The sequence below is a fragment of the Scopulibacillus cellulosilyticus genome, from assembly GCF_042665295.1.
Taxonomy (GTDB): domain Bacteria; phylum Bacillota; class Bacilli; order Bacillales; family Sporolactobacillaceae; genus Scopulibacillus_A; species Scopulibacillus_A cellulosilyticus.
This window is the reverse complement of the sequence record NZ_JBHTCO010000004.1, coordinates 12021-36765: the sequence shown is the minus strand read 5'-3', so window position 1 is coordinate 36765 and position 24745 is coordinate 12021. Positions and strand designations below refer to the sequence as shown.

Annotated in this window: 24 protein-coding genes; 5 read left to right on the top strand and 19 right to left on the bottom strand. The window is 37.8% G+C overall.

The window, feature by feature from the left end:
• Positions 1 to 70: 70 nt before the first annotated feature.
• The 3 genes from ACFQRG_RS03405 to ACFQRG_RS03395 form a co-directional block, all read right to left on the bottom strand.
• Positions 71 to 1576 carry an MDR family MFS transporter gene (locus ACFQRG_RS03405; protein WP_380963612.1) on the bottom strand — a complete coding sequence of 502 codons (1506 nt, stop codon included), beginning with the start codon at positions 1574 to 1576 and terminating at the stop codon, positions 71 to 73.
• 181 nt (positions 1577 to 1757) lie between these two features.
• Complete coding sequence (gene ilvA, locus ACFQRG_RS03400; RefSeq protein ID WP_380963610.1) at positions 1758 to 3017, bottom strand: threonine ammonia-lyase IlvA; 1260 nt, start codon at positions 3015 to 3017, stop codon at positions 1758 to 1760.
• A gap of 426 nt (positions 3018 to 3443) precedes the next feature.
• Positions 3444 to 3695, bottom strand: a complete 252-nt coding sequence (locus ACFQRG_RS03395) for a hypothetical protein (RefSeq protein ID WP_380963608.1) — start codon at positions 3693 to 3695, stop codon at positions 3444 to 3446.
• A gap of 448 nt (positions 3696 to 4143) precedes the next feature.
• Between ACFQRG_RS03395 and ACFQRG_RS03390 the strand changes: the two genes are divergently transcribed.
• Positions 4144 to 4362 carry a YjcZ family sporulation protein gene (locus ACFQRG_RS03390; RefSeq protein WP_380963606.1) on the top strand — a complete coding sequence of 73 codons (219 nt, stop codon included), beginning with the start codon at positions 4144 to 4146 and terminating at the stop codon, positions 4360 to 4362.
• Positions 4363 to 4656: 294 nt separating this feature from the next.
• On the opposite strand, the gene ACFQRG_RS03385 is transcribed toward ACFQRG_RS03390, so the two are convergent.
• The 5 genes from ACFQRG_RS03385 to ACFQRG_RS03365 all read right to left on the bottom strand — a co-directional run bounded on the left by ACFQRG_RS03385 (position 4657) and on the right by ACFQRG_RS03365 (position 9487).
• Positions 4657 to 5970: an amidohydrolase family protein gene (locus tag ACFQRG_RS03385; protein WP_380963604.1), complete on the bottom strand. Its 1314-nt coding sequence runs from the start codon at positions 5968 to 5970 to the stop codon at positions 4657 to 4659.
• A gap of 117 nt (positions 5971 to 6087) precedes the next feature.
• Complete coding sequence (gene coaA, locus ACFQRG_RS03380; RefSeq protein WP_380963602.1) at positions 6088 to 7011, bottom strand: type I pantothenate kinase; 924 nt, start codon at positions 7009 to 7011, stop codon at positions 6088 to 6090.
• Positions 7012 to 7151: 140 nt separating this feature from the next.
• Positions 7152 to 7418, bottom strand: coding sequence for a hypothetical protein (locus ACFQRG_RS03375; protein WP_380963600.1), 267 nt, complete (start codon positions 7416 to 7418; stop codon positions 7152 to 7154).
• Between the two features lie 173 nt (positions 7419 to 7591).
• Positions 7592 to 8749: an SGNH/GDSL hydrolase family protein gene (locus ACFQRG_RS03370; RefSeq protein ID WP_380963598.1), complete on the bottom strand. Its 1158-nt coding sequence runs from the start codon at positions 8747 to 8749 to the stop codon at positions 7592 to 7594.
• A gap of 303 nt (positions 8750 to 9052) precedes the next feature.
• Entirely contained in the window at positions 9053 to 9487 is a 435-nt protein-coding gene (locus ACFQRG_RS03365) for a hypothetical protein (RefSeq protein WP_380963596.1), read from the bottom strand.
• 216 nt (positions 9488 to 9703) lie between these two features.
• Between ACFQRG_RS03365 and ACFQRG_RS03360 the strand changes: the two genes are divergently transcribed.
• Positions 9704 to 9820, top strand: coding sequence for a YjcZ family sporulation protein (locus ACFQRG_RS03360; protein WP_380963594.1), 117 nt, complete (start codon positions 9704 to 9706; stop codon positions 9818 to 9820).
• 75 nt (positions 9821 to 9895) lie between these two features.
• Here the strand turns inward: ACFQRG_RS03360 and ACFQRG_RS03355 are convergent, their stop codons facing one another.
• The 5 genes from ACFQRG_RS03355 to ACFQRG_RS03335 all read right to left on the bottom strand — a co-directional run bounded on the left by ACFQRG_RS03355 (position 9896) and on the right by ACFQRG_RS03335 (position 15631).
• Positions 9896 to 11098: a prolyl oligopeptidase family serine peptidase gene (locus tag ACFQRG_RS03355; RefSeq protein WP_380963592.1), complete on the bottom strand. Its 1203-nt coding sequence runs from the start codon at positions 11096 to 11098 to the stop codon at positions 9896 to 9898.
• A gap of 159 nt (positions 11099 to 11257) precedes the next feature.
• Positions 11258 to 12052, bottom strand: coding sequence for a PepSY domain-containing protein (locus ACFQRG_RS03350; protein WP_380963590.1), 795 nt, complete (start codon positions 12050 to 12052; stop codon positions 11258 to 11260).
• A 104-nt stretch (positions 12053 to 12156) separates the two neighbouring features.
• Positions 12157 to 13515, bottom strand: coding sequence for a sensor histidine kinase (locus ACFQRG_RS03345; protein WP_380963588.1), 1359 nt, complete (start codon positions 13513 to 13515; stop codon positions 12157 to 12159).
• Positions 13516 to 13517: 2 nt separating this feature from the next.
• Complete coding sequence (locus ACFQRG_RS03340) at positions 13518 to 14207, bottom strand: response regulator transcription factor (RefSeq protein ID WP_380963586.1); 690 nt, start codon at positions 14205 to 14207, stop codon at positions 13518 to 13520.
• A 116-nt stretch (positions 14208 to 14323) separates the two neighbouring features.
• A complete protein-coding gene (locus ACFQRG_RS03335) occupies positions 14324 to 15631 on the bottom strand; it encodes a hemolysin family protein (protein WP_380963584.1) in 1308 nt (435 codons plus the stop codon).
• 201 nt (positions 15632 to 15832) lie between these two features.
• Here ACFQRG_RS03335 and ACFQRG_RS03330 point away from each other — a divergent pair, with 201 nt between their 5' ends.
• Positions 15833 to 16417, top strand: a complete 585-nt coding sequence (locus tag ACFQRG_RS03330; RefSeq protein ID WP_380963582.1) for a YitT family protein — start codon at positions 15833 to 15835, stop codon at positions 16415 to 16417.
• A 30-nt stretch (positions 16418 to 16447) separates the two neighbouring features.
• On the opposite strand, the gene ACFQRG_RS03325 is transcribed toward ACFQRG_RS03330, so the two are convergent.
• Complete coding sequence (locus ACFQRG_RS03325) at positions 16448 to 17059, bottom strand: lysozyme family protein (RefSeq protein ID WP_380963580.1); 612 nt, start codon at positions 17057 to 17059, stop codon at positions 16448 to 16450.
• 40 nt (positions 17060 to 17099) lie between these two features.
• On the bottom strand, positions 17100 to 17297 hold the full coding sequence (locus ACFQRG_RS03320) for a WYL domain-containing protein (RefSeq protein WP_380963578.1): 198 nt from the start codon (positions 17295 to 17297) through the stop codon (positions 17100 to 17102).
• Positions 17298 to 17618: 321 nt separating this feature from the next.
• Here ACFQRG_RS03320 and ACFQRG_RS03315 point away from each other — a divergent pair, with 321 nt between their 5' ends.
• Positions 17619 to 17816 carry a hypothetical protein gene (locus ACFQRG_RS03315; protein WP_380963576.1) on the top strand — a complete coding sequence of 66 codons (198 nt, stop codon included), beginning with the start codon at positions 17619 to 17621 and terminating at the stop codon, positions 17814 to 17816.
• A gap of 252 nt (positions 17817 to 18068) precedes the next feature.
• On the opposite strand, the gene ACFQRG_RS03310 is transcribed toward ACFQRG_RS03315, so the two are convergent.
• Together ACFQRG_RS03310 and ACFQRG_RS03305 are read right to left on the bottom strand one after the other, a co-directional pair.
• On the bottom strand, positions 18069 to 18356 hold the full coding sequence (locus tag ACFQRG_RS03310) for a hypothetical protein (protein WP_380963574.1): 288 nt from the start codon (positions 18354 to 18356) through the stop codon (positions 18069 to 18071).
• Positions 18357 to 18603: 247 nt separating this feature from the next.
• Positions 18604 to 21321, bottom strand: a complete 2718-nt coding sequence (locus ACFQRG_RS03305) for a calcium-translocating P-type ATPase, SERCA-type (RefSeq protein ID WP_380963572.1) — start codon at positions 21319 to 21321, stop codon at positions 18604 to 18606.
• 169 nt (positions 21322 to 21490) lie between these two features.
• On the opposite strand from ACFQRG_RS03305, the gene ACFQRG_RS03300 reads away from it, so the two are divergent.
• Positions 21491 to 21721, top strand: a complete 231-nt coding sequence (locus ACFQRG_RS03300; RefSeq protein ID WP_380963570.1) for a hypothetical protein — start codon at positions 21491 to 21493, stop codon at positions 21719 to 21721.
• 182 nt (positions 21722 to 21903) lie between these two features.
• Here the strand turns inward: ACFQRG_RS03300 and ACFQRG_RS03295 are convergent, their stop codons facing one another.
• A complete protein-coding gene (locus ACFQRG_RS03295; RefSeq protein WP_380963568.1) occupies positions 21904 to 23409 on the bottom strand; it encodes a spore germination protein in 1506 nt (501 codons plus the stop codon).
• A gap of 285 nt (positions 23410 to 23694) precedes the next feature.
• Complete coding sequence (locus ACFQRG_RS03290; protein ID WP_380963566.1) at positions 23695 to 24720, bottom strand: NADP-dependent oxidoreductase; 1026 nt, start codon at positions 24718 to 24720, stop codon at positions 23695 to 23697.
• Positions 24721 to 24745 lie beyond the last annotated feature (25 nt).

Here is a 24745-nt window from a genome sequence, read left to right as displayed (position 1 = left end):
ATGACGAAAAGCCGTTTAATTCATAAAACAAGTATAAATTATTTAAAAAGACGCCTTTACAAGACGTCTTTTAATTTACCATTCTTTTCTTCTCTTGCTGTGATTCCGATTCTAATTTTGGTAAAAAGATAGAAACGATCAATGCTGCGATTGATAAAATCAAAACAAAAACAAAAATGTCATGAATGGCCGATACTAGTATTTCTTTTAACGAATGGACAACAGAACCCGTCAGCTTGACGGCATCTTGGGGATTAATCAGCTCATTAAGCTGGCCGACACTCAGCTTTTCACTATGCGAATGATTATGTGAGCTGACACTGGCGTTAATCATTGAATTAAAATATGTCCCCATAATGGCAACGCCGACCGTTTGCCCTAAGTTACGGAAAAACATATTAGAAGCCGTAGAGGCACCGCGCATTTTCCAATTCACTGAAGCTTGAACACAAACCGTACAGAGTGTAATAAGCAATCCGCAGCCTATGCCTTCAATCGCTGTAATTAAATAAAATTGGATTTGTGAACTAGACACTGTCAGCATTGTAAACCATAATGAGCTAATAATAATAATAGCTGTCCCTAATATAGAGATAAACGTTGCCCCGCGGGTTATCAGCAGCCGGCTGCATAAAAAAGAACCCGCGATCCAAGTAATCGACATCGGTGTTAAAACAAATCCCGAGTTTGTAGCGCTATAGCCGAGGATACCTTGAACCCACATTGGCATATATACATTTAATCCCATAAGAACTGCACTTACCAAAAATGCAATCAAATTGGCAACAGTAATGATCCGTTTACGAAACAATTCTAAAGGGATAATGGGATCTTTCACCTTTTTTTCTACAAGTAAAAACAATCCGAGAAAAACAATAAAGATGACATATAAACTAATCATCCCAGGCGTCATCCATTGTCTGTCTTCACCGGCCTTTTGCAGGGCGTATAAGAGTGAAAAAATGCTGATGGCAAATGTCACTGCTCCCAAATAATCGATACTTTTCTTTTCCTTTTCAAGTGTCTCTTTTAATCCGAAACTGACCATCAACATCGTGATAATGCCAAAGGGAATATTAATAAAGAATATCCAATGCCAGGAAATCTGGTCAACAAAAAAACCTCCGACCAGCGGCCCGGCTACACCGGCTATGCCCCACATCATACTGATTAACCCAAGCATTCCTGCACGTTTCTTTGGCGGGAAAATATCACCAATGATCGTTGTACTGACCGGCATGATTGAGCCTGCACCGATACCCTGAATCGCTCTAAAGAAAATCAGCTGCCCCATCGAATGTGAGATGCCGCATAAAATAGAGCCTATTAAAAACAAAATGACACCGATATTAAAAATAATTTTCCGCCCGAATAAATCCGATAACTTTCCAAATATCGGTGTAGTAACAGCAGAAACTAATAGATAAATAGAAAAGACCCAGTTCATTAACTGAATGCCGTGCAAATCACTTACAATTTTCGGCATTGCCGTACTGACGACTGTTCCCTCTATAGCCGTTAAAAAGGTCCCAATCATTAGGCCGATCATAACAACATTTTTATTTGTTTTCCCCATAGATATCCCCCTCTCATTATATAATTGATAAATTTTACATTCGTAAGCAACAGATTAAATTCTAATCGAAATGACGCTTAATAGCAATAGAATTAGAAATGGCAGTTATACTATTAAACAAAAAAATGAACAGACGGCAGTTTAACTAACCGTCTGTTCCCGAATTTAATCTAAAAAACTTTTAAATTAATAAATTAAACAATTTCTGATCTTTATTAATTTCCATATAGGAAAACCCGTTTTCCTCCATACGCTGGATTAGCGGCGCATAATCTTCTTTATGTTTTAATTCAATGCCAACAAGAACGGGACCTTTGTCACGATCATTTTTCTTTGTATATTCGAAGTGTGTAATATCATCTTCCGCGCCCAGCACTTGAGTTATGAAACTTCGCAATGCGCCGGCACGCTGCGGAAACTGCACAATAAAATAATGTTTGAGCCCTTCGTGCATAAGGGAGCGTTCTTTAATTTCTTGCATGCGATCGATATCATTATTTCCTCCGCTTACGACACAAACAACATTCTTACCTTTAATTTCATCCTTATAATAATCTAACGCTGCGATCGGCAATGCCCCTGAAGGCTCGGCAATAATGGCGTTCTCGTTATATAAATCTAGAATTGTTGTACAAACTTTGCCTTCAGGAACAACGATAACATCATCGAGAACATCACGGCAAACATCAAAAGTAAGATCCCCTACTTTTTTAACAGCACAACCATCAACAAATTTATCGATCTTATTTAATTCTACAACCTTATCTTCCCCGATTGACCGCTTCATTCCCGCGGCGCCCGTCGGTTCTATACCGACTACTTTTGTATCAGGGCAGATACTTTTCATATAAGAACCGACACCTGATGCCAATCCTCCCCCGCCGATAGGAACGAAGACGAAATCGATGCTGTCTTCCATATCGTTTATGATTTCAACACCAACCGTTCCTTGACCTGTAATTGTCCGGTAATTGTCAAAAGGATGAATAAATGTGCTCTTTTCTTCTTCACACACTTTCATGGCCTCTTTGAAGGAGTCATCAAATGTGTCCCCGGTCAAAATGACTTGAACAAACGGCTCCCCGAAAAACTTAACTTGATTAACTTTTTGTCTCGGGGTCGTTGAAGGCATGAATATCTTTCCATAAACGCCGAGAATTTTACAGGAATAGGCGACCCCCTGTGCATGATTTCCAGCGCTTGCGCAAACAACACCCTTTTGCAGTTCTTCAGGAGTCAGGCTTTTCATCATATTGTATGCGCCTCTTATTTTAAATGAGCGGATTACTTGCAAGTCTTCTCTCTTTAAATAGACGTTGCAATCGTATCGTTTTGACAGCAAATCATTTCTTTGCAATGGTGTCTTAACGACAACATCTTTAAGTGTCTGATTGGCGATCATAATATCCTCGATGTGAATTTTACTTAGTAGTTTAGTCATGTTAAGATCCCTTTCTTATGTGATACTTAAAGTCAGTTCAAATGTTATTTATGAAACATTTTAACATATTGATTTTTTTTGAAAAGGATTGCAAGCGCTACCAAACTAAATTTTATTATTTTTTTATCTATTCTTTACTCTTTTGACATTTATATTGATTTAAATGGTAAATTTGTAAACAACCTTTATTGTTATCATTTGAAAATCCGGAACGAATAAAATAATCATTCCGAATTAACGCTTAATTATCATTTCCTAATTCTTACAACCACTCTAATATCCAGACTCATTATATTAACAGTTATTATCGTTCTATCAATACCGGACATTCGCAAGTTTGATTAATTAACAAAACTATCTCTTTGAAAGGGATAGTTTTTGCAATTAAAGAAATAGCAGAAGTCCCAAAAGACTTCTGCTTATCAGCTACTCCTCAAATTTCTTTAGTAGATATTTGATTGTTGCCACTGTGCCAATACCATACAAAGCATATTTAATCCCCGTTAACAAAACACTATAACTCAACGTACCCGCCTGCAGCCAGGAAAGAAAAACACCTAAACCGAGAGCTATGATCGGGATATAGCGATTTTGAATACGCGTTGCTTGATGGATGGCATATAGGACAAAAGCTAACGCCACATAGACCCCAAAATGAATGGATAATAAATCATCCATAAGAATCGCTCCCAAGCATATAAGGTTGAGGGTACAACTAGAGGAAGCTGATGATATAAAATAAAATATATAAAATATTTTTGTACCCTCATTAAAAATATATGCTAGTCCGTTGATAAAGGAGAGGGCCAAGCTAATAGGAGAGAAGTGGAAATCTACAAATATAAGCTATGAATCCATTAGAATTAATATTTCTCTTAATTAATAGCAGCGCTTTCTATTATCCGTATTATCACAATTACTTTTTTGTAAAAAATTACAAACCATAAATAAGATTAACAAAAATAGCAGCCCTGTCGATTGAAAAAGATAACCGTCAAATATTGCCCGGGAAAGGTTTGGGTCAATATAGGCATACGCACATTTACTAAAAACCGTTATATTTGCTCTATTCAGCATTTGTATCAGGGACATATGATACAGTATCTTTTTAAAGGAGTTGATTGTAATGGGTCACTTTGGTAAAGGCGGTTACGGTTTCCCTGGAGGATATGGAGGATATGGCGGTTATGGTTGCGGATGCGGATACGGCGGCTATGGATACGGTGGTTATGGCTACGGCGGCGGTTATGGATGTGGATGCGGTTATGGCGGAGGTGCCGGATTCGCGCTTATCGTCGTCCTCTTCATCCTCCTTATCATCGTTGGAACAGCTTACGTGTACTAAATTGACTGTTTTAAGGCAATATCTGCCTTTTTCATCTTTTTTTTAAAAAAGGCTTTCGTACAGTTGCGTTGAAATAACTGACGAAGGTCTTTTTACATATGTCAATTATTTTTTCTTTTTAATCTCTTTAAATATTACTCCAATAATAAAAACAAACGGAATGACGCATAAAAGTAATAGGAAGTTTACAATAATTGGCATAAAATGTCCTCCATTTACAATATAAAGATATGAAAGGAATGACCAGTTTATTTCAAAATGGCCATTCCTGCTTCTCTATTTTTTGAACAACTTTTAATAAGACAATGTCTTTTGCAGCCTATTAACCTCAAAGATAATCTTTTCCTCGTCCATCGTTATGCAGCTGCCGTCCCGTACAATTTCTTTACCATTAATGTAAACATCTGAGACATCTGAGCCGCGGGCTGCATATAACAGATGAGAATATGCTTCACTCAGCGGTTGAAGATGAGGCTTATCCTTCGCATCTATTGTTATAAAGTCAGCACATTTCCCCTCTTCCAGAGAGCCGGTATGTTCCATACCAATGGCTTCAGCACCTTTCCTGGTTGCCATAGACAATGCTGTTTCAGCCGTCAGCTTTGTTGCATCTCTATAAGTCCCCTTTTGCAAAAGAGCCGCTGTTCTTGTTTCTTCGAACATATCAAAGTTATTATTAGACGCCACACCGTCAGTTGCGATACCGACTTTGATCCCGGCATCAAGCATCCTGCTGACATCAGCCACACCTGATCCGAGTTTCAAATTACTAATCGGATTATGTGCAACCCTAACGTCATATTGTTTCATAATTTCCCGTTCTTCATCATTAAGAACAACGCCATGAGCCATAACCGTTGGCTGATCAAACAATCCGGATCGGCGGACATGTTCAACAGGACGCACACCATATCGATTTAGGATATCTTTTACTTCATATTCGGTTTCTGAAACATGAATGTGTCCCATTAGTCCATTTTCCTTAGCAATTCTGGCGCTTTCTTCTAATGCTTTTGGTGTACAAGAATATGGACTATGAGGAGCAACCATTGTTGTGAGACGTCCGTCTGCAAATGTTTTATAATTTTTTGCGAAACGTTCAGCACCATCTAAATTGTTACGTTGATCTTCCTCCGTACCAAGGCTAAAGATAGTAAATGAAAACGCCCCGCGAACACCGGTCTCGCCAATCGTGTGCATGACCGCGTCAACATCAATGCCATTAGGGTTAAACATATCAGAAAATGTTGTTGTTCCTGACTTCACCATTTCAAGTATACCAAGCTGTGTGCTGATTTGTGCTATTTCGGTATTAAACTGTGCTTCAAGCGGCCAAATTCTTGTTTCTAACCATGGCTTGAGCAGCATGTCATCGCCAATTCCCCGCAAAATTGTCATAACAATATGTGAGTGAACATTAACGAGGCCGGGCATGACCCATTTTCCGGTTAAATCAATGACTTTTTCTGCACTTTTTAATTTCTCTTCATTTTTTGGTCCAATATACGTGATTTTATGATCTTCAACGATCATCATGCCGTTTTCAAAAACATCACTTTCATGATTCATTGTATAAAATGTCGCATTGACATACGCTGTCAATCCCATAAAGTTTTCCTCCAAAATCTATGATATTTCAACATTATAATACAAAAAATGATTGCAGAGAAGTTATTGACTGCAATCTATTATTGGATTATGATAAGTTATAATCTATTTAAAATTCTATAATTTACGGCACTTTATCTGATAAACGGAATGGTTCCTTCCTTTTTCTAAAATCAATTGAGCACGGACTTTAGTTGGCAGGATATTCTTTTTAAGGTTGACTGCATTAATTTCTGTCCAGATTTGCCTGGCAATACGGTCTGCTTGTTGAGGTGATAAATTAGCATAACGATGAAAATAAGATTTTGGATCTTGAAAAGCGGTTTGACAAAGTTTATGAAAACGCTCAATATACCATTCCGTAATATTTTTCTCTTCAGCATCTACATAAATAGAAAAGTCAATAAAATCTGATACGAACAATCTTGGCATTGATCTTTTCCCTGATCCTTTTGTTTGCAATATATTGAGCCCTTCAACAATGACAATGTCCGGTTCATGAACAACTTGAATTTTATCAGGGAGTATATCATACACCAGATGGGAGTAGACCGGTGCCGTTACTTCCGGTCTGCCGGATTTTATATCTGCTAAAAAGCGAATGAGCCGCTGTATATCATAACTTTCTGGAAAACCCTTTCTCTTCATCAAACCGCGTTGTTCTAAAATATGGTTAGGATACAAAAAGCCGTCTGTTGTTACTAAATCTACTTTAGGATGACCTGGCCAACGGGCAAGTAAAGCCTGAAGGATACGAGATGTTGTGCTTTTTCCAACAGCTACACTGCCGGCAATGCCTATCATATATGGCACCTTTGGAATATGACTGCCAAAAAAAGAGTTAGTCATATTGTACATGTCTTGTTTTCCGGTAACGTATAAATTTAAGAGTCTTGATAATGGAAGGTATATATCCTCTACTTCATCAAGTGATATATTTTCATTTATTCCCCGCAACTTATTTAACTCACCTTCTGTTAACGGAAGCGATATGCCAGCGCGTAAACGCCGCCAATCTTCACGTTCATAAGTTATATACAAAGACGGGGTCTGACCCTGTGAACTGTGGATAAGTTTCACCTCCAAAACTTCACATTTTCTTTTATTATTCCTTTTTTTCGAATGTCTATTAATGGGGCCAAAAGAAAAAAGAGACTCCTTATTAGAAGTCTCTCAATGGATTATTTATTTTCCGGTTCCTTTTCTGCCTTTTCTAACGCAAATTTAACCGTTGCAACTGAACCTACACCGTATAATCCGTATTGGATCCCTTTCAATAAAACATGCGGTGTAACGTCCCCCGCTTCAAACCATGCAAATAAAAATCCTAAAATAACCGCTACAATCGGGATATAACGATTATGTATCCTGGTGGCTTCATGAATGGCATATAAAACAAATGCTAAAGCAATATATGCCCCAAAATGGATGGAAAGTAAATCTCCCACAGTCTCTCCCTCCTTTTGCTCATAAAAAGCTCTTCTTATGAATGTATGTATCCGGGTTACTGTTTATAACCCATTTAACAATAGGAGGGAAATTCAAATTTTATTTGTTTAAAATACCAACTATCGGGCAAAATGGAAATGACTATGAAAAAAAACCGGGTGCATGACCCGGCCTACGATTTTTTATGAAAAAGCGAGTCATATTGACTGTTTCTCATTAAATAGTTGAATAAATGTTGACTTATTATTTTACTTCCGAGAGCATCCGGATGAATTCGGTCTCCCATTAAATTTTTACTCTTCGCTTCTAAGTAAGAATGACCGATGGCATCTTCATTGGATATATAGCCCGTATTATCCTTATCGGCATATTGCCTTAAGACTTGCCGATATTGTTTCAGCCTGGTATTATCCCCCAAAATGGCGTTTGGAGCAATTAACAATATGTCTGTTTTTTCTCTATTAAAAGGTTCAAGATAATTTGTTAAATCTTTTTGATATTGACTTGCAGTTAAGAAACGGCGATCATTCATACCCGCGTTCAGCATTAACAGCTGCGGGTTAAGCTCTTTGAGCCATTCATCCATCATATGATTATCAATGAGTGCATGCCAGGCCAAATGGTCGCCGCCTTGGCCAATCCGGCTAAGTGCTACACCTTTATTGTTTAGAAACTCCCCGCCAAAAATGGTAACTTTTCCGTTAATATGGGAAAATTCTAATTGTCCATTATAAATATTTTTCGGAAGGTTAATGACTCCTAAACTGATATGCTGGCTGTTTGTTTTTACAGTTAGTGCTTTGTCACTCTGCCTATAACCCACATTAAAGCTTCCGCCATGAGGCTGTTTTAAGTAAAATATTTTCCCGTAAGTCCAATTCCATCCTTTCGGAAATTTAACCGTCATCCAATTTAACCAGCCATTTGTAGTATACATTCCTTTTAAATCAAGGCTGTATTGGGACGGATATTGCCCGGGGGTCAGATCGTTTATCTCCTTCATCCCATAAGAAAAGTGAAAACTGCCATGTTCTTGTTTAAAGTAAATGCTGTCAAACGGAACATATCCCGGACCGCCATTACCAAAGTATTTATGCATTCTTGGAATAAAATCATCAAGGTAACGGCTTTTTTCTTTATGATAAATTGGACCGTTCGTCAGGCTGTCAATACCCGCTAAAATTAACATTGGTCTTTGTTCGGAATTAGCTGATACATCCTCGCTTGATGATTCAACCGGGCTGTAAAAAGCAGATTGGATAAAACCGATAATAATAACTACAACAAATACAAAGACTAATGGCAGGCCAATTTTCTTTAATTCTTTCATAATAACACCACGCATTGTTATTCCATGTCTACTGAAATTACAGTTACATGTCTAATTGTATTTTGTGCAAATTAAATTTGGTCCACGCTGATTAATTAATACCAATTAAGTCCTTATTATAAATCCATTAAAGCTAAATTGCTATGAAATTTATTCGATTTTTGTAACAAAAATGTAAACAAAATTCTAAACCCCCACATGAACCTTAATCGGACCGAAAAATTGGTTATACCCCCTTTTTTAATCCCAAAAAAATCAGCCGGGTGCTTATCCCGGCTGATAACCTTTTTTTAAAGTATTTTTTTAATACCAATACCCTCCATACCATGGTCTTGGCCGCCAATAACCGCCGTATCCATATCCGCCATACCATGGTCTCGGCCAGTAGCCTCCGTACCCATATCCGCCATACCATGGATAGTAAAATGGGAAAGCCCTTGTTTCGTCTGGATTTATTGCCTCTTGGGGCAAATATTGATTAGTTGGATTTCCTCCGTAAGAAGGGCCCTCACCTGGATATCCATAATCATTCATCAAGTTATTTCCGCTGCCATAGTCATTACCGTACCCATTCATACTTCCATAATCATTCATAAAATGATTTACACCGCTATAATCATTTCCATATCCTGACATACCGCTATAATTATTTGGATAACTATTTACGTTAGTAAAGTCATTATCATACCCATTTTCGTATCCAAAACCTGCTCCATCACTTATAGGGATATTTTCCATATCATTACCTCCTCAATAGTTAAAACCCCATGTCACTGATAATATATGACGACAGTCTTAATCCGAGCAGGTCCACTTTTTTTTAAATTGAAAAAGGATGACAGCATTAAGGAAGTTATCCCCCTTAAAAAATTTTAAAAACTGAGTTTTTGTCCTATACGAAAAGGCCAGGCTGACCATAAAATATAGTACATCGTAACAAAGGTGGTGAAAATTATGGGTGGCTGCTGCGGCGCTGGATACGGCGGCGGATTTGGATACGGTGGCGGATTCGCCTTAATCGTAGTCCTCTTCATTTTGTTGATTATTGTTGGTGCTGCATGGTGCTGGTAAGTGAAAACTTCTTTATCCGCAAAATGAATGGCGTCAATAAAACGCCATTCATCTTTTTTAAACATTTTGATAAATTTATTTTGTGAAAAGCCTGCATTCAGAAGGGGCAAAAGACTCAATTGTTTCATATATACCCGATTCAGGCGGTAATATATTTCTTTCAGCCCATTTTTCTAAATGATATAGAGCAGCTTCAAAGTAAGGATGTACGGTCTGTTGCTTGCCCTGATTTGATTTCAACAAGCCATCAACATGATTGCCCCGTGGGATTTCGTAAAGCCGGTGATTTTTAGAACATCCTTCATGTTCGACCATGTCATTGTATGCCTTCGCATGATAAGTAAAAGTAATCAAACAGTCCCAATTCCCTGCAACAGATAACAGCGGCTTGGTTAAATGCCCATCATTGGCGAATTTTTTTATATGCTCCTGGAGTATGTCTTCTCTTTCTTGATATGGATATATCAGTGGCGAAGGGTCACGCAGCCAATCATTGTTCCACTCCATTTTGAAAGGCTCCCAATCTGGATCAAGATTTCTGCCATATAACCAAAGAGAAAAGACCCAATAAGTCATAAAATATTGGTGCCAGTAGGGTTCAGAATCTGGATGGAGCCCAGCTTGCAATAGTTTGTCATAGGCTATCCGGCGATCATGACTTGTTCTGTCACCACGCCAGTTAGCAAAAATAGGATATTCTTGAATGAATTCTGGCAAACAAGTAAGAAGATGCGGACTTTTAGGATGCCAAAACACGCCTGACCAATCAACACCGCCGGCAAATAACTCTGGATAACGCTCGAGCATGGCTCTCGTTATATACCCTCCATTACTAACCCCTGCAATATATGTATATTTTGGTGCTGCACTATAAGCTGATGCAACCATTTCCATTGCCTTTAATGTCAATTGATGATAATGCTGTATCCATTCTGTCATTTGTCTATTCGGATCCCTAAGCACCAGTTTCGGGGTTCCTTTGTCACAAGCTGCATAGGCGTAACCTTTTTGCATAACAATATCACTTAGCAATAAATCCATAGAAAATTCATTGCGAACCGCAGGCGTAGCGCCAATAATAAGCTTTCCATTCCAAACTTCTTTGTCTGGAAGTCTGACAACCGCTTGGGCCTTGCCAATTTGACCGGCCCATTGTTTTCCCGGAACAGATTTTTCAACTCGCGGATACTTTAAAACTAAAGATGCGGCATCGGCATTTACACCAATTCCCCTTGTTGTTAGGTCTTGTACTGTTCGATAACTATGATTGGCTGACACAATATTCCCTCCCCGGTATATTTTATTTTTATATAACAATATACCTCCAGACACTATTAATCAAAACATAAAATAAAAAATCTGTAACGATTCTTTTTTACAAATTAAAGTTGCCGTATAAATGACAATACAGCATACGGCAACTCTTCTGTGAGAAAATTAATCATCTAATTCCATTTCAAGCAGCTTCCCTGAATTAGCGTCTATTTCTGCCTTATAGATAGATCCATCTTTCGTTTTAATTTTAATTTTATAAATGGTTTTGCCATCATCATGGTCTATTTTACTGCTAACGGCTTTACCGGTAATATTGTTTTCAGCTATCTTTATGGCATCCTGCTTACTGATTTTCACATGTCCATTGGTTTTTTGATCTTGATAATCTTGGTCATCGTCAGTATTTTGGTCGTCATCGTTATCCTTATTTACTGTTGAATGGCTTAAAATATCTCCTGAATTAGCATCCATAACCACTTTTAATTTGCCATTGTTTTGGTGAATTTCAAATTCATAAACTATTTTTCCTGAAGGCTGTTTTTCTAATTCAACCTCGCTTACCGTTCCGTCGTATTTCTGTTCGGCAATTTTGACAGCTTTTTCGATTGATAAATCTGTCTTATAGTCGGCCGGATCATCATCTTTATCGGTCTTTTTATTAATGACTTTGCCGGTATTCGCATCCATTTTAATGTTTAAGGTTTTGCCGTTGCCTTTCTGGAATTCTATTTCATAGACAAGCCTGTTCATATCATGGTCAAGCTCAACCTCTGAAATAACACCATCGTATTTTTGTTTAGCCGTTTCAATAGCCTTTTCCATTGGAATTTCAGCTTGAGCTTGCTGATATGTTTTTGGATTATTTGCCGCATGAGCCGGATTTTGAAGAGCTGCACCCCCTGCGATACCGAATCCGCATAATGCGGCTATTGAGAGTGTTAACATTTTCGTTTTCATCGTTTATTTCCTCCCTTTATGATTTCTAACTCAATCATAGCCGCATAATATGAGAAACAGACAAGAACCAGATTAAAATTTGATGAGAAAAATATGAATCTTCTTTAAAGGAAAATCGTGATGGCCGTTCCCTTACCTATTTGACTTTTCACTTCAATGTCACCTTCATGTTGTTCAACAATGGCTTTAGCAATCGATAAGCCGAGTCCGGTTCCGCCTGACCCTCTTTGTCTTGAAGGATCAACCCGATAAAATCGCTCAAAAATATTTTTTTGATTTTCCTCTGAAATGCCTATCCCTTCATCTTTAACAGTCAATGCGATCCGGCCATGTTGTTCTTTTAAGATGATGCCTACTGGTTTTTCACTGTATTTTAAAGCATTATCAAGTAAAATCATTAACACCTGCTTTAATTTTTGCGGGTCCCAGTTAACTCTTACTTGATCCTGATCGCTTTGAACCCAAATCTCACGATGATTAACCGTTTCGAGGGTACGAGCCAATTGTTTACAAAACGGAACTAGATCAAAGGTTTCAATTTGCAAGCTTTTTTGTTTTTCGCTTGAAGCAAGGTCAAGCATTTGATGTGTTAATTCCTTCATTCTAATGCTTTCTGAATAAATAGCTTCAATCGACTCTTGCCGCACGTCAGGATCTTCTGCTCCCCATCGCTTTAATAATTTTGCATAACTTTCAATAACGGTGAGCGGCGTTTTCAATTCATGGGAAGCATCAGAAACGAACTGCTTTTGCTTTTCAAAGTTTTCTTCTAACTGATCCATCATTTTATTAAAGGTGACAGCCAATTGGTACAACTCATCTTTTGAAGGGTTATTCATTTTAATTTTTTTAAATTGACCGCTTTCCTGTGTCGCTTTCATCGTTTGGGACAATAGGGAAATTGGTTTTAAGAGTAAATTAGATAACAATTTCCCTCCTATTAAAGATAGAATAAGAGCGATTAAAGAAGTAATAACGAGAATTGTTAATAAGAGCGAACTGTCTTCATAAACATTATCTAATTTAACAGCTAACTCAAGTGTGCCGATCACTTCACCATGATCATCATCATCATCATTTCCTATTTTAACCGGATAACGGGCAATAAAAATTTGATGATCATCCGCTGTCATTTGTTTCTTTTCCTCATCATTAACAACAACGGGATGAATATGTTCAAAATCATCATCATCCATGACTTGATGGATGACTTTGCCGTCTTTATTTATATAACGGACCATACCATCGTTAATTTTATAAGGTTTTAGGGCATTGCTGTCAGAATCATTCAGTTTAGATGGCGGCAAATTTTCGAAAATAATGTTTGCCTGGTTGGATAGAATATCCTCTTCCTTATCTATGGCAGAATGGACATACAAAAAATAAATAGCAATATTCGTTAAAAGCAAAATGATAAACAAAATGCCTGTTGAAAATAAATATATTTTAGACCGCAGTTTCATTGTCAGCTCTCCTTAAAGCAATAACCTACCCCCCGGACAGTATGGATGTAGGACTGATTAACACAAGCGTCAATCTTCTTTCTTATGTAACGGACATACACATCAACCACATTTGTATCTCCCATAAAATCATAACCCCATACTTGTTCAACAATTTGTTCCCGCTGCAACACTTGATTTGCATTTTCCATAAAATAAACAAGCAGATCGTATTCTCGAGGTGTCAAAGCCACCTCCTCTTTATCAATTGTCACTTCCCTCGTATCTTTATTAACTTTGATCTGTCCGGCTTGCAATATATTTGCTGCTGTTTTTGACTGCTTAATCTTTACGGTTCGCAGGCAAGCACGAATTCTAGCCAACAGCTCTTCGATTTCAAAAGGTTTCGTAACATAGTCGTTTGCTCCATGATCTAAGCCCGTGACTTTATCCGGCACTGTATCTTTAGCTGTCAATAAAATGACAGGCGTCAGATTTCCCGCCGCCCTCATTCGTCTAAGAACCTCAATCCCGCTCAGCTTTGGGATCATAATATCAAGTAAAATTAAATCCCACCTATCATTATCAATTTTCTCCATACCGATTCTTCCGTCACCGGCTGTATCCGTTTCATATCCCTCGTGTTCAAGTTCAAGGCTTAATACCCGGGCAATTTTTGCTTCATCTTCGATAATTAAAATTCGTTCGGCCATCTTACTCCTCCTTGTAATTCCCTTATATTTCTACAGTAATTTCACTATATAACTTTTGCTATTTTAAGATTACACTTAATTTAAAGACATGTAAAAAACACCGTCTCATGACGGTGTTAACCTCGCTGCTGTTCTTTTTCTTGTACTTTTTTCACTTCAATTCTTTTAATGCTGTGCAGATCAGACTCTATAACTTTAAAAAGATAACCTGCAAACTCAACAGTCGTTCCCTCTTCGGCCTCTAATTTTTCAGATAAAATCCAACCGCCGATTGTATCAAGATCTTCTTCTTCAATGTTAATATTTAATAACCGGTTAACATCGGAAATAAGAACCTTCCCATCAAGGATAACTGTGTCATCATTTACTTTTTGTATTTCCGGTTCTTCATCTATATCATATTCATCGCGAATATCACCGACAATTTCTTCAATAATATCTTCAGCTGTTACTATCCCAGCCGTTCCGCCATATTCATCAACAAGAACAGCCATATGAATATTTTCTTTTTGCATCTTTATTAACAGCTCACGGACCGGGGTTGTTTCCAACACCGAAACAATTGGCCGAATATATTTTCCAAGAGAGCGGACCTCTTTATTTAAAAAGTCATCAAAAATATCCTTAATATTGACCATCCCGACAATCCGGTCTTTATCTCCCTCAGCTACAGGAAATCTTGTATATTTTTCATCTTTAAGGATTTGGATGTTTTCTTCCATCGGATCATCTATATATAAACAAGCAATTTCCGTTCTGGGCACCATAATTTCTCTTGACATTTTTTCATCAAAGTCGAAGATTCTGTTCATATACTGTAATTCTAATTTATTTATTTCGCCGCCTTTAAAACTTTCCGATAAGATTAAACGAAGTTCTTCTTCGGTATGCGCATTTTCCTGTTCAGAAGCCGGTTTGAAACCGAATAGACGTGTCACTAAACGGGCGGCGCTGTTAAGCAGCCAAATAAAAGGAAAAGCAATACGATTAAACCAAATTAATGGAATAGCTAACATGAGTGTAATCTTCTCTGCCTTTTGAATAGCAATACTCTTTGGCGCCAGTTCCCCTAAAACAACACTCAGAAAAGTAATAACAATAAAACTGATAATAGCGGATATTGACCTGGATGCCGTTTCACTAAGATTGAAGAATTCAATTATTGGTTTGAGAAGATGGGAAACAACAGGTTCGCCGACCCAGCCTAAAACTAATGAAATAATTGTAATTCCTAACTGTGTCGCGGATAAATATTCATCTAATTGATTAACAATCTTTTTCGCTGCATTTGCTCTTTTACTGCCATTTGCAATGAGTTGATCAAGTTTCGTTGACCTGACCTTGACAATGGAAAATTCAGCGGCAACAAAAAACGCTGATAAAATAATTAAAATAATGACAGCAAATATACCAACTATGTCCAAATAAGCCCCCTACACAAATGTGTACGGGTTTCACCTCCATTGAACTTTCCTTTTTTATATTTTATTCTACATTAGTTTAATTTATTTTTAAAGAAAAGGTAAGCTGTACTAAGGTTTACTGATATTAATAAATAGAAGTACTCATGATTTCTTAAAGTTCCTCATAATATGATTTAAAAGCTTGTACAAACAGGTGATCAAATGATTGAAAAATTTCTTTCAATGATAATGGGAAGTATCCTTCTCTCTATAGGAATAGATGGCTTTTTGGTTCCCAATCATTTACTTGACGGCGGCATTATTGGCATTGGACTTATCTTAAAATATATTTGGGGTTTTAAAGTCGGCCTAACTATTATCATACTCAGTCTGCCTATTTATATTTTTGCATGGTTTTACAAAAGAAGCGTCTTCTATAATGGCCTCCACGGCTTATTAATATCATCCTTCTTTATGGATTTGTTCTCTCCCTTAAATTCTTTATTCCATATTCCTATTTACTTTGATGCTGTGATTGGCGGTTGTCTGGTTGGCATCGGCGTTGGACTTATGCTAAGAAAACAATGCAGCACCGGCGGTCTTGACCTGCTTTCGCAATTTATTGCTGAAAAGCTGTCCATCAATGTCGGCGGGGTTATTTTTATATTTGACGGGATTATATTATTGACCGGCCATAAAACCATCGGTGTAAACTTCTTTTACTCTGCTGTTGTTGTCCTGTTGGTTGCTCTTATGACTGTTTGTTTGACAATGGGGGCAACATTTGACAAAGACAATGCTTTTTAACTGTTGTCTGTCTAAATTAGTTATTCAGAATTACGTTGTTAAAGATTTAATGTTTTGCTCAACTTTAGTGCTGTAGGTAAAATCTCCATAACAATACGGATAACGAAAATTATCCTTATTGCCTCCGCAATTATAAACTTCAGGTTTTTTGCGGACTTGCATCATCGAATATTTCTTGGCCAATTGTTCTGTGTGCTTTCCTCCATGTTCTTTTACAAAATCAATATAACCTGTCCCCATGTTATAGGCTTGAATAATAGTTGGAAAATCAACATGGTTTTGCTGTCCATAAGTAAGCACTCTCCGAAAATGCCTAACGCCTATTGCCACACTTTGTTTTGGATTCTTGATTTCATTGGGCGAAAGACCTGCCGATTCCGAAGCCTGCATTGGATCCCCGCCCTCTCCATGGCTTTCCTGATCCATTAATGCTAAAAGCACATTAGTATATTTTTCAAGATGTTGTTTTTCCAGTTCATCTTGAATTAAAGGTTTATATCTCTTTACTTCTTCAAAACGGCTGTTTGTATTTATTGAGGTTTCTTTGGATGGATGATTAATGTTAATCATGAAAATTAAAGCGGCGAATAAAAAGAATGTTATTACAACCGCCGTTTTAACTGTCTTCCATATAGCTTTCATTTTTCTCTCCCGCAAATCTTTTAATCTCTCTTTAAACGAATTAACAGATGCCTTTTTGACTAACAGCTAAAATATTTTTAAGTAAAAAAATCCTTACACATCTGCGATTATAACAATATCCTTTCAAATAGTGGTCCGTGACGTCAATGATTTTAGCATGCCTTTGACTCAATTTACCGGCTTTATCTATATAAATGATCTCAATGACTTCACCGATGTGATTTTTTAGGTTCATCATTATTCTCCTTTAACCAGCCTTTTTATACATTATATACGAACATATGTTTTTAATACCAGAAAAATAAGAACATATTTTTGTATAAAATTTTGGAAAAGAATATGATGAAGTTTCTTTGGTCTGCTTATGCTTTTGAAACTTAGTTTACAACAATATTTGTCATTGACAATCAGATTAAATAACTAAAATACCTAAGACCTAAGACTGATTTTAGGGTTTTGTCAATAAATTTACTGGAAAGTAACCACTTGTTGTTTTATCTGTCTTAAGTATATTGAACTTACTAGATTACATATCTCTAATAAAATAAGGTGATTTTAATTGCAAAGAGACCTGACAGATGCAGAAAAAGAGATTCTATTAAAGATTTACGAGGAAAAAATGCTGATAGAGGATTTACTGGATCTTTATCAGCTGAATGATATTCAAAAGAAGATTATATTTAAACAATTGGTTTCTGTTTATAAAAAAGGTTGGCTTGATGGAACACAATGTTTAATAAATAACAAAAATAGATAGTACATAACGATTGAAAGATTGCTTTTCCAAACATAATTAAGCCGCTGGTTTAATTTGACCAGCGGCTTATTGATTGTCCGTATAAAGTGAAACTTCCATCAGTGGGGAGTTTTGTTCATCCCCCACTGATGGTTAGTTGAACTTATCGGGGTGTTATCGTCCGTTATCTCCCGCCTAAACGTCAGCGCTTATACTCAAGTTTTGAGGCGGGAGTTTTACGGACGGTTGCACCGGGATAAAATTTAAAATTCATTATTTGTCAATGGGAATAAAGTGATTAAACACACCTAAAGCGATCATCGAATCTTTTTTTGTTGATGTAATGTATACGGAAAAGATTCCATAATCTTTGGTTGTTGTTGTATTTCTAAGTGCTTTTTTGCTTATCAACGTCACAATCCCCCTGTCAACCTTACCAACGGGGGAGTCTGCAGTTTTTTCCTTCAACCAGCCGATATATTCACTTCTTGACGGATTTGTAGCAATGGCTATAACCATCATACATATTGTAATGAATAACAAAATGTTTCTCTTTTTCACATAACCAATCCCTTGAACAATTCCTGTTTTTTTCTAGTTATGCCCTGCTTTAATGATTATTATCCTGTCACCCATCAATAATTTACTAAGCTGATGCTGCATTCTATAGTCTCCGAAGCATGTTAAATGAAGAAAAGGCAGTTGAAGAATATCCTGATGCCGATATCCAAGAATTCGGTGAAGAAAATTATTAATAATTAACGCGGTTTCCCGATTAACATCGAGAAACCGCGTCATTTATAAAAATTTAAATTTTTGAATATGGGCTGGCACCCCAGCTTTTCTTCTTATCCTTAAATACTTGAAACCCGGATAGAGAAAATGTTGGTATAGCAGACATACCTATGACTAATAACCAATCACGTAAAGTTAACGGTACCGTATGGAACACCGGCTGAAGAACCGGAATATACATGACAACAAGCAGCAACAGAATGGAAGACAGAACAGCCAGTACAAGATAAATATTTTCAAACGGGTTGCGGTGCAACACTGAACGTTCACTCCGGCAGTCAAAAACATGGATTAATTGTGCCATGACTAAAGTAGAGAAAGCGATTGTTTGCGCTTGCACTAACTGATCGGGATTTTGTTTGAGAGCTATCCAAAAGGCTCCGATTGTCACTAAACCGATCAAAAATCCGCGGGAAATAATTTTCCAGCCAAGCCCACGTGAAAATACCCCTTCATCCGATTTTCTCGGTTTTCGTGTCATCACATCATCTTCAGCCTGGTCAACTCCAAGTGCCATAGCCGGCAATCCATCAGTAACGAGATTGACCCATAGAATTTGTATCGGTAAAAGCGGCAGCGGCAATGATAGCATCATCGCAAACAACATAACTAAAATTTCACCCGTATTCGAAGCAAGTAAATAGCGTATAAACTTCCTGATATTCTCGTAAATATTTCGCCCTTCTTCAATAGCTGCACGGATGGTAGAAAAGTTATCATCACTTAAAACTAATGATGAGGCTTCTTTCGCAACATCTGTGCCTGTGTTCCCCATTGCAATACCGATATTGGCCGATTTGATAGCAGGCGCATCGTTGACACCGTCACCTGTCATGGCAACAACATGCCCTCTTTTCTGCAAAGCTTTAACAATCTTCAATTTGTGCTCCGGTGATACCCGGGCATAGACGTAAATATTCTCCGCTTTACTTACGAGCTCGTCCTCAGTCATTTTAGATAAGGCAGAACCTTCGACAACTTCACCGTTATGCGGCAAAATGTTCAATTGTCTTGCAATGGCGCTCGCCGTTATGGCGTGATCACCGGTAATCATAATCGTTTTAATACCGGCTTTCTGACAGTCTCTAATGCTTTCTCTTACTTCAGGTCTCGGCGGATCGATCATACCCTGTAAGCCAATGAACGTTAACCTGCTTTCTGCTTGTCCCGCATTAGACAACTCTTGCGTGCCTTTGATTGGTTTATAAGCAATCGCCATTGTCCGGAGTGCCTGATTGCCAAGGGTTGTAATGGCTTCTTTTACTTTTTCAGTATGTTTGTTTTTAATCAATTGACGCTGCTTGTCCCAAAGTATAAAGTCGCATTTATTTAGTAAAACGTCCGGTGCACCCTTCGTGACAACAAATTTCTCACCTGTTTTTGTTTTGACAACAACACTCATCATCTTCCTTGTAGAATCAAATGGAAACTCATCAATAATATCAACTTCTTTTAATAAACTTTCTTTAGTAATCCCTGCTTTAAGACCGCTGACGAGAAGCGCTCCTTCTGTCGGATCCCCGTTCAATGTATATTCATCTTTGCCCTTTTCATCAATCAACTCTGCATTATTACACAAGACAGCATAGGAAAGCAGTTGATACAAAGTCTGATCATTTTCAGCCTTCACCTCTTTATTGTCTTTTATAAACTCACCTTCGGCTTTATATCCGCTTCCTGTCACATGCCAAGTGTTTCCTCCAGACCACAAATGTGTGACAGTCATTTTATTTTGCGTTAATGTTCCTGTCTTATCAGAACAGATAACTGTTGTACAGCCAAGTGTCTCAACTGAAGGGAGTTTCCTGACAATCGCCCGGCGTCTGATCATTTTTTGCACACCGAGAGCCAGTGCAATCGTTACAATCGCCGGAAGTCCTTCAGGAATGGCCGCAACCGCAAGGGAAACACCTGATAGAATCATCTTATATGGGTCGTGTCCTTCATACACTCCCGCCCCGACAACTAAGACTGTCAATGCCAGGGAAATGATTATAAGAATTTTACCGAGTTGCTCTAACCTTAACTGCAGCGGCGTTAAGAGCGTTTCTGCACTCTGAATTAAGTGAGCAATTTTACCCATTTCGGTATTCATTCCAGTACCCGTTACAATACCAATTCCGCTGCCTTGTGTCACCATTGTTCCCATGAATGCCATATTCTCCTGATCACCAAGCGGAAGATCCTTTCCATTTATAGCTGCAGACATTTTCTGGACGGGAACTGATTCACCCGTTAAGGCCGACTCTTCAATGTATAAACCTTTTGTAGAAAAAAATCGTAAATCCGCACTGACTCTATCCCCGCTGGATACCTTTATGACATCCCCAACGACGATATCTTTGGCAGAAACAGACTGCCACGAGCCATCACGTAAAATATTTGCTGTTGGAGCTGATAATTCCCGGAGCGCAGCAAGTGATTTTTCTGCTTTGATCTCTTGTATAAATCCCAGCACACCGTTAATTATGACGATGATAATGATTGCCGTCGCATCCAAAAATTCACCAAGCATTGCTGAAAGCACTGTAGCGGCTAAAAGAACAAGCACCATAAAATCTTTAAACTGTGAGAAAAACATTAGAAAAGCTGGTGTCTTTTTTCCTTCTCTTAACTGGTTATAACCATCTTGCTGCAGCCTTTTTTCATATGCTTCTTTGGTTAAACCTCTATTAATATTACTGTTTGTCTGCTTTTCTACTTCTTCATGCGAAAGTTCGTACCAGTTCATTCTCTCACCTCTCAAGTTAACTTATTGTACTATCAGATTATATGTAGCCATATTCAAAAACATGCTAGATTGATAGCTATTTTTTAATGCACTTTACCGAAAACTTTGTTACCGTTAAACTATCAGTTATAACACATCAAAAAGCAGTAAGAGGCAAGGGGATGATACTTTGACACACAAAATTGATGTAGAGCACATATCTAAGGAGATATTAGAACGAATTAACAAAACATATGAAGAAGAATTTAATCATGCCTTTGAGGAGATGAAAAATGCCCGGAAAGCGGGACAATCAGGACACGCAACCCTTCATTTTGAACAAATAGAAGCTGTAAGACGGCACTGTGAAAGGTTCACGGTTGAATTGATCAGCAGGGTTATTCAGGAGATTGCGAAATAGTTCTGGAAAGTCTTTTACAAAAATAGATTTTTTACATAAACAGCAGGATGAAGGGATTCATCTCTTCATCTCACTCCATTTTTTTGAAAGTTACATATTTTCAATTTCATACTAACTAATACTAACTAGTATAAATCAATAAGCAAAAGTGCGCCTTTAAGTAAAAGAGCGCACTTTTATAATCAGCTTCCTTTTCTTTTCTTTTTTTTAGGTGATAAAACAGTTGGCCGTCCTGAAATATCGATCATTGGCCTCCGAAGAATCACTTCTGATAAGCCATTTCTCCATTTAAATGGTATAAGCGGCCAAAGATATGGTACACCAAAAGACTTTGTTCTTGCCAATAACACGAAAATCGCGATAACTCCCACCAAAAATCCCCATTTCCTGCCAACAGATGTAATAATAAGCAGGCCAATCCTTACCATTTGGTTTGCTTCAGCAACTTCATATGAGGATGTAGCAAATTCCATAATCACCACAACAGCAATATACACAAGTACCTCAGGCTGCATTAAATGAATATGACTCGCAAACTGTCCAAATACAATAGAAGCAAGGATACTGACAGCTGAGCCTAAAACTGGAGGGGTATTTATAACGGCAAGTCTCAGGATATCAATAAATATTTCCCCTAAAAGTAGTTCAGCCCATAATGGCAGGGGGTAAGTACGATCTGCCCGAAAAAAGGTCATCCAAGATGGCACCCAATGCGGATACTGATTAACTAATAGGAATACCCCGGGCAAAAGGGTACTGCCAATAACAGATAATAAGATAATCCATCGCATATACGTTCCAAAAAGCGGATATGAATGATATTCATGCGGATGCTGCAGGTGTTGAAATAATGTAATAGGCGCAATAATGATTTCCGGGCTGTTATCCACAACTATTACGACCTGACCTTCAATTAGAGCAGTTGCAGCTACATCCGGCCGCTCTGTATAACGCACAATCGGGTATGGATTCCACTTTGTCTTCGCAATCCACTCTGTAACAGACTGTTCGCCCATACAGACGGCATCCGCAGGAATAGATTTCAGTCTATTACGGATGTTATCAACTATGTCTTTATTTGCAACATCGTCGAGATACATAAAACTAAGATCTGTTTGAGAACGGGAACCGATTTGCATGAGTTCCACCCGAAGACGGGGATCTCTTAATCTCCTGCGAATCAGAGCTGTATTCATCAACATTGTTTCAGTAAAACCGTCATGCGGACCCCGGATAAGCCGCTCGGTCATTGGTGCTTGAATACTGCGCATCGGGTAAATCCTTGTATCTATCAACAACGCTTGATCGTATCCCTCAATGAAAATAATGAGCGCTCCCGAAAGAATAAATCTTACCGCATCAAACATTTTTGGCACAGGTTGTACCTGGACAAAGGCAACATTTGTATTTAAGTAATCAGCCAGTTTTTCAAGTGGGAAATCTTTTTCTGAATTGGCGATAAACGAATGTATACTTGCTTCTAAGTTTTCCAGAATTAAAACCATATTCATTGTTAAGAAGTATCCATTGGTAGTGTAGGACATCATACTTACATTGCTAAAATTAAATGGTTTGGCTAGTACGTCCCAACTTGTTCCCACACCAATTAAATTATTCATATAGTCTACATTTTCTTTTAAATGAGAAGATATTTTAACCGACTTAATTTCTTCCATAAAAGTGTCCAAACAACACACAACCTATCTTTTATAAGTAATACCTGAACATTATTTACCTAATTATGCAGGATTATACAAAATAGGGATAGCGTCGTTTTTTTCAGGACTGGACCACAAGCAGTGCATAAATTGGCATTGAATACAAACTAATCTTCTATATAATTAGGTTTCGTAAGTCTCTACGTTCTATTAGTCAACATGTAAAGGATGCGTTCTTGATACTTCTCTGATAATACCGTATTTCATAACTTTTATGGCCTTACTTTTTATAGTTAGCGTATATTAACGAGCTCTCTATTTATTAGATGGCTCACTAACTTTAACAAGCTGTTTACCCAGGTTTTTACCTTCAAATAGACCAAGAAAAGCATCAGGCACATTTTCAAATCCTTCTACTATTGTTTCTTTGTATTTGAGTTTACCTTGTGATAACCATTCTGCAAGGTCTTGAATCCCTCGGGCAAAATCATTGCTATAATCACCAACAATAAAACCTTTAATCATAGAATGTGTTTTTAACAGTTTAGGTTGGATACGCGGGCCAAAGTCTTCGTTTTCATCAGCGTTGTAGGATGAGATTGCACCGCAAAGCGGGATACGGGCAAAATCATTCAAACAATTTAGCACTGCATCGGAAACACTGCCCCCAACATTATCAAAATAAACATCTACACCATTAGGGCAAGCTTCTTCTAAAGCCTTTTGTAAATGATCAGTTGTTTTATAATTAATTCCCTTATCGAAGCCAAGCTCATTCTCCAAATACTTAATTTTTTCATCTGACCCAGCTATGCCGACGACTTTGGCTCCTTTTATTTTTGCAATTTGCCCGACGGTTGATCCGACAGCGCCTGCGGCACCAGAGACAACGACCGTTTCTCCTTCTTTCGGTTGGCCAATATCAAGCAATCCAAAATAAGCCGTTAAGCCTGTCATGCCGAGGACACTTAAATAAGCCGATAAAGGAACATTTGTATTTTCTATTTTTCGAACAGCAGCAGCGTCCACGGTATTGTAAAGCTGCCAATTCAGTGAACCTTGCACCTTATCTCCGGCCTTCAGCTTCTCTGAACGGGATTCAACAATTTCACCGACAATGCCTCCTGAAATCGGCGCATTTATTGCATAGGGCTCAACATAAGACTTTCCAGCATTCATCCGCCCGCGCATATATGGATCCACTGATAAATAGAGGGTTTTAACAACAACCTGTCCATCTTTCGGTTTTTCAATTGGAATTTCACGAAATTCAAAAGTTTCTTTTGTTGGTAAACCTTCTGGACGGTTTGCTAAAAGAATTTGTTGATTTTGATTGTCCATTTAAAAAACTCCTTTTTATAAATGT

Coding starts and splice junctions, on each gene's coding strand:
- ACFQRG_RS03405 (WP_380963612.1), bottom strand. CDS start 1,576: ATGGGGAAAACAAATAAAAATGTTGTTATGATCGGCCTAATGATTGGG.
- ilvA (WP_380963610.1), bottom strand. CDS start 3,017: ATGACTAAACTACTAAGTAAAATTCACATCGAGGATATTATGATCGCC.
- ACFQRG_RS03395 (WP_380963608.1), bottom strand. CDS start 3,695: ATGGATGATTTATTATCCATTCATTTTGGGGTCTATGTGGCGTTAGCT.
- ACFQRG_RS03390 (WP_380963606.1), top strand. CDS start 4,144: ATGGGTCACTTTGGTAAAGGCGGTTACGGTTTCCCTGGAGGATATGGA.
- ACFQRG_RS03385 (WP_380963604.1), bottom strand. CDS start 5,970: ATGGGATTGACAGCGTATGTCAATGCGACATTTTATACAATGAATCAT.
- ACFQRG_RS03370 (WP_380963598.1), bottom strand. CDS start 8,749: ATGAAAGAATTAAAGAAAATTGGCCTGCCATTAGTCTTTGTATTTGTT.
- ACFQRG_RS03365 (WP_380963596.1), bottom strand. CDS start 9,487: ATGGAAAATATCCCTATAAGTGATGGAGCAGGTTTTGGATACGAAAAT.
- ACFQRG_RS03360 (WP_380963594.1), top strand. CDS start 9,704: ATGGGTGGCTGCTGCGGCGCTGGATACGGCGGCGGATTTGGATACGGT.
- ACFQRG_RS03350 (WP_380963590.1), bottom strand. CDS start 12,052: ATGAAAACGAAAATGTTAACACTCTCAATAGCCGCATTATGCGGATTC.
- ACFQRG_RS03345 (WP_380963588.1), bottom strand. CDS start 13,515: ATGAAACTGCGGTCTAAAATATATTTATTTTCAACAGGCATTTTGTTT.
- ACFQRG_RS03340 (WP_380963586.1), bottom strand. CDS start 14,207: ATGGCCGAACGAATTTTAATTATCGAAGATGAAGCAAAAATTGCCCGG.
- ACFQRG_RS03330 (WP_380963582.1), top strand. CDS start 15,833: ATGATTGAAAAATTTCTTTCAATGATAATGGGAAGTATCCTTCTCTCT.
- ACFQRG_RS03325 (WP_380963580.1), bottom strand. CDS start 17,059: ATGAAAGCTATATGGAAGACAGTTAAAACGGCGGTTGTAATAACATTC.
- ACFQRG_RS03320 (WP_380963578.1), bottom strand. CDS start 17,297: ATGATGAACCTAAAAAATCACATCGGTGAAGTCATTGAGATCATTTAT.
- ACFQRG_RS03305 (WP_380963572.1), bottom strand. CDS start 21,321: ATGAACTGGTACGAACTTTCGCATGAAGAAGTAGAAAAGCAGACAAAC.
- ACFQRG_RS03290 (WP_380963566.1), bottom strand. CDS start 24,720: ATGGACAATCAAAATCAACAAATTCTTTTAGCAAACCGTCCAGAAGGT.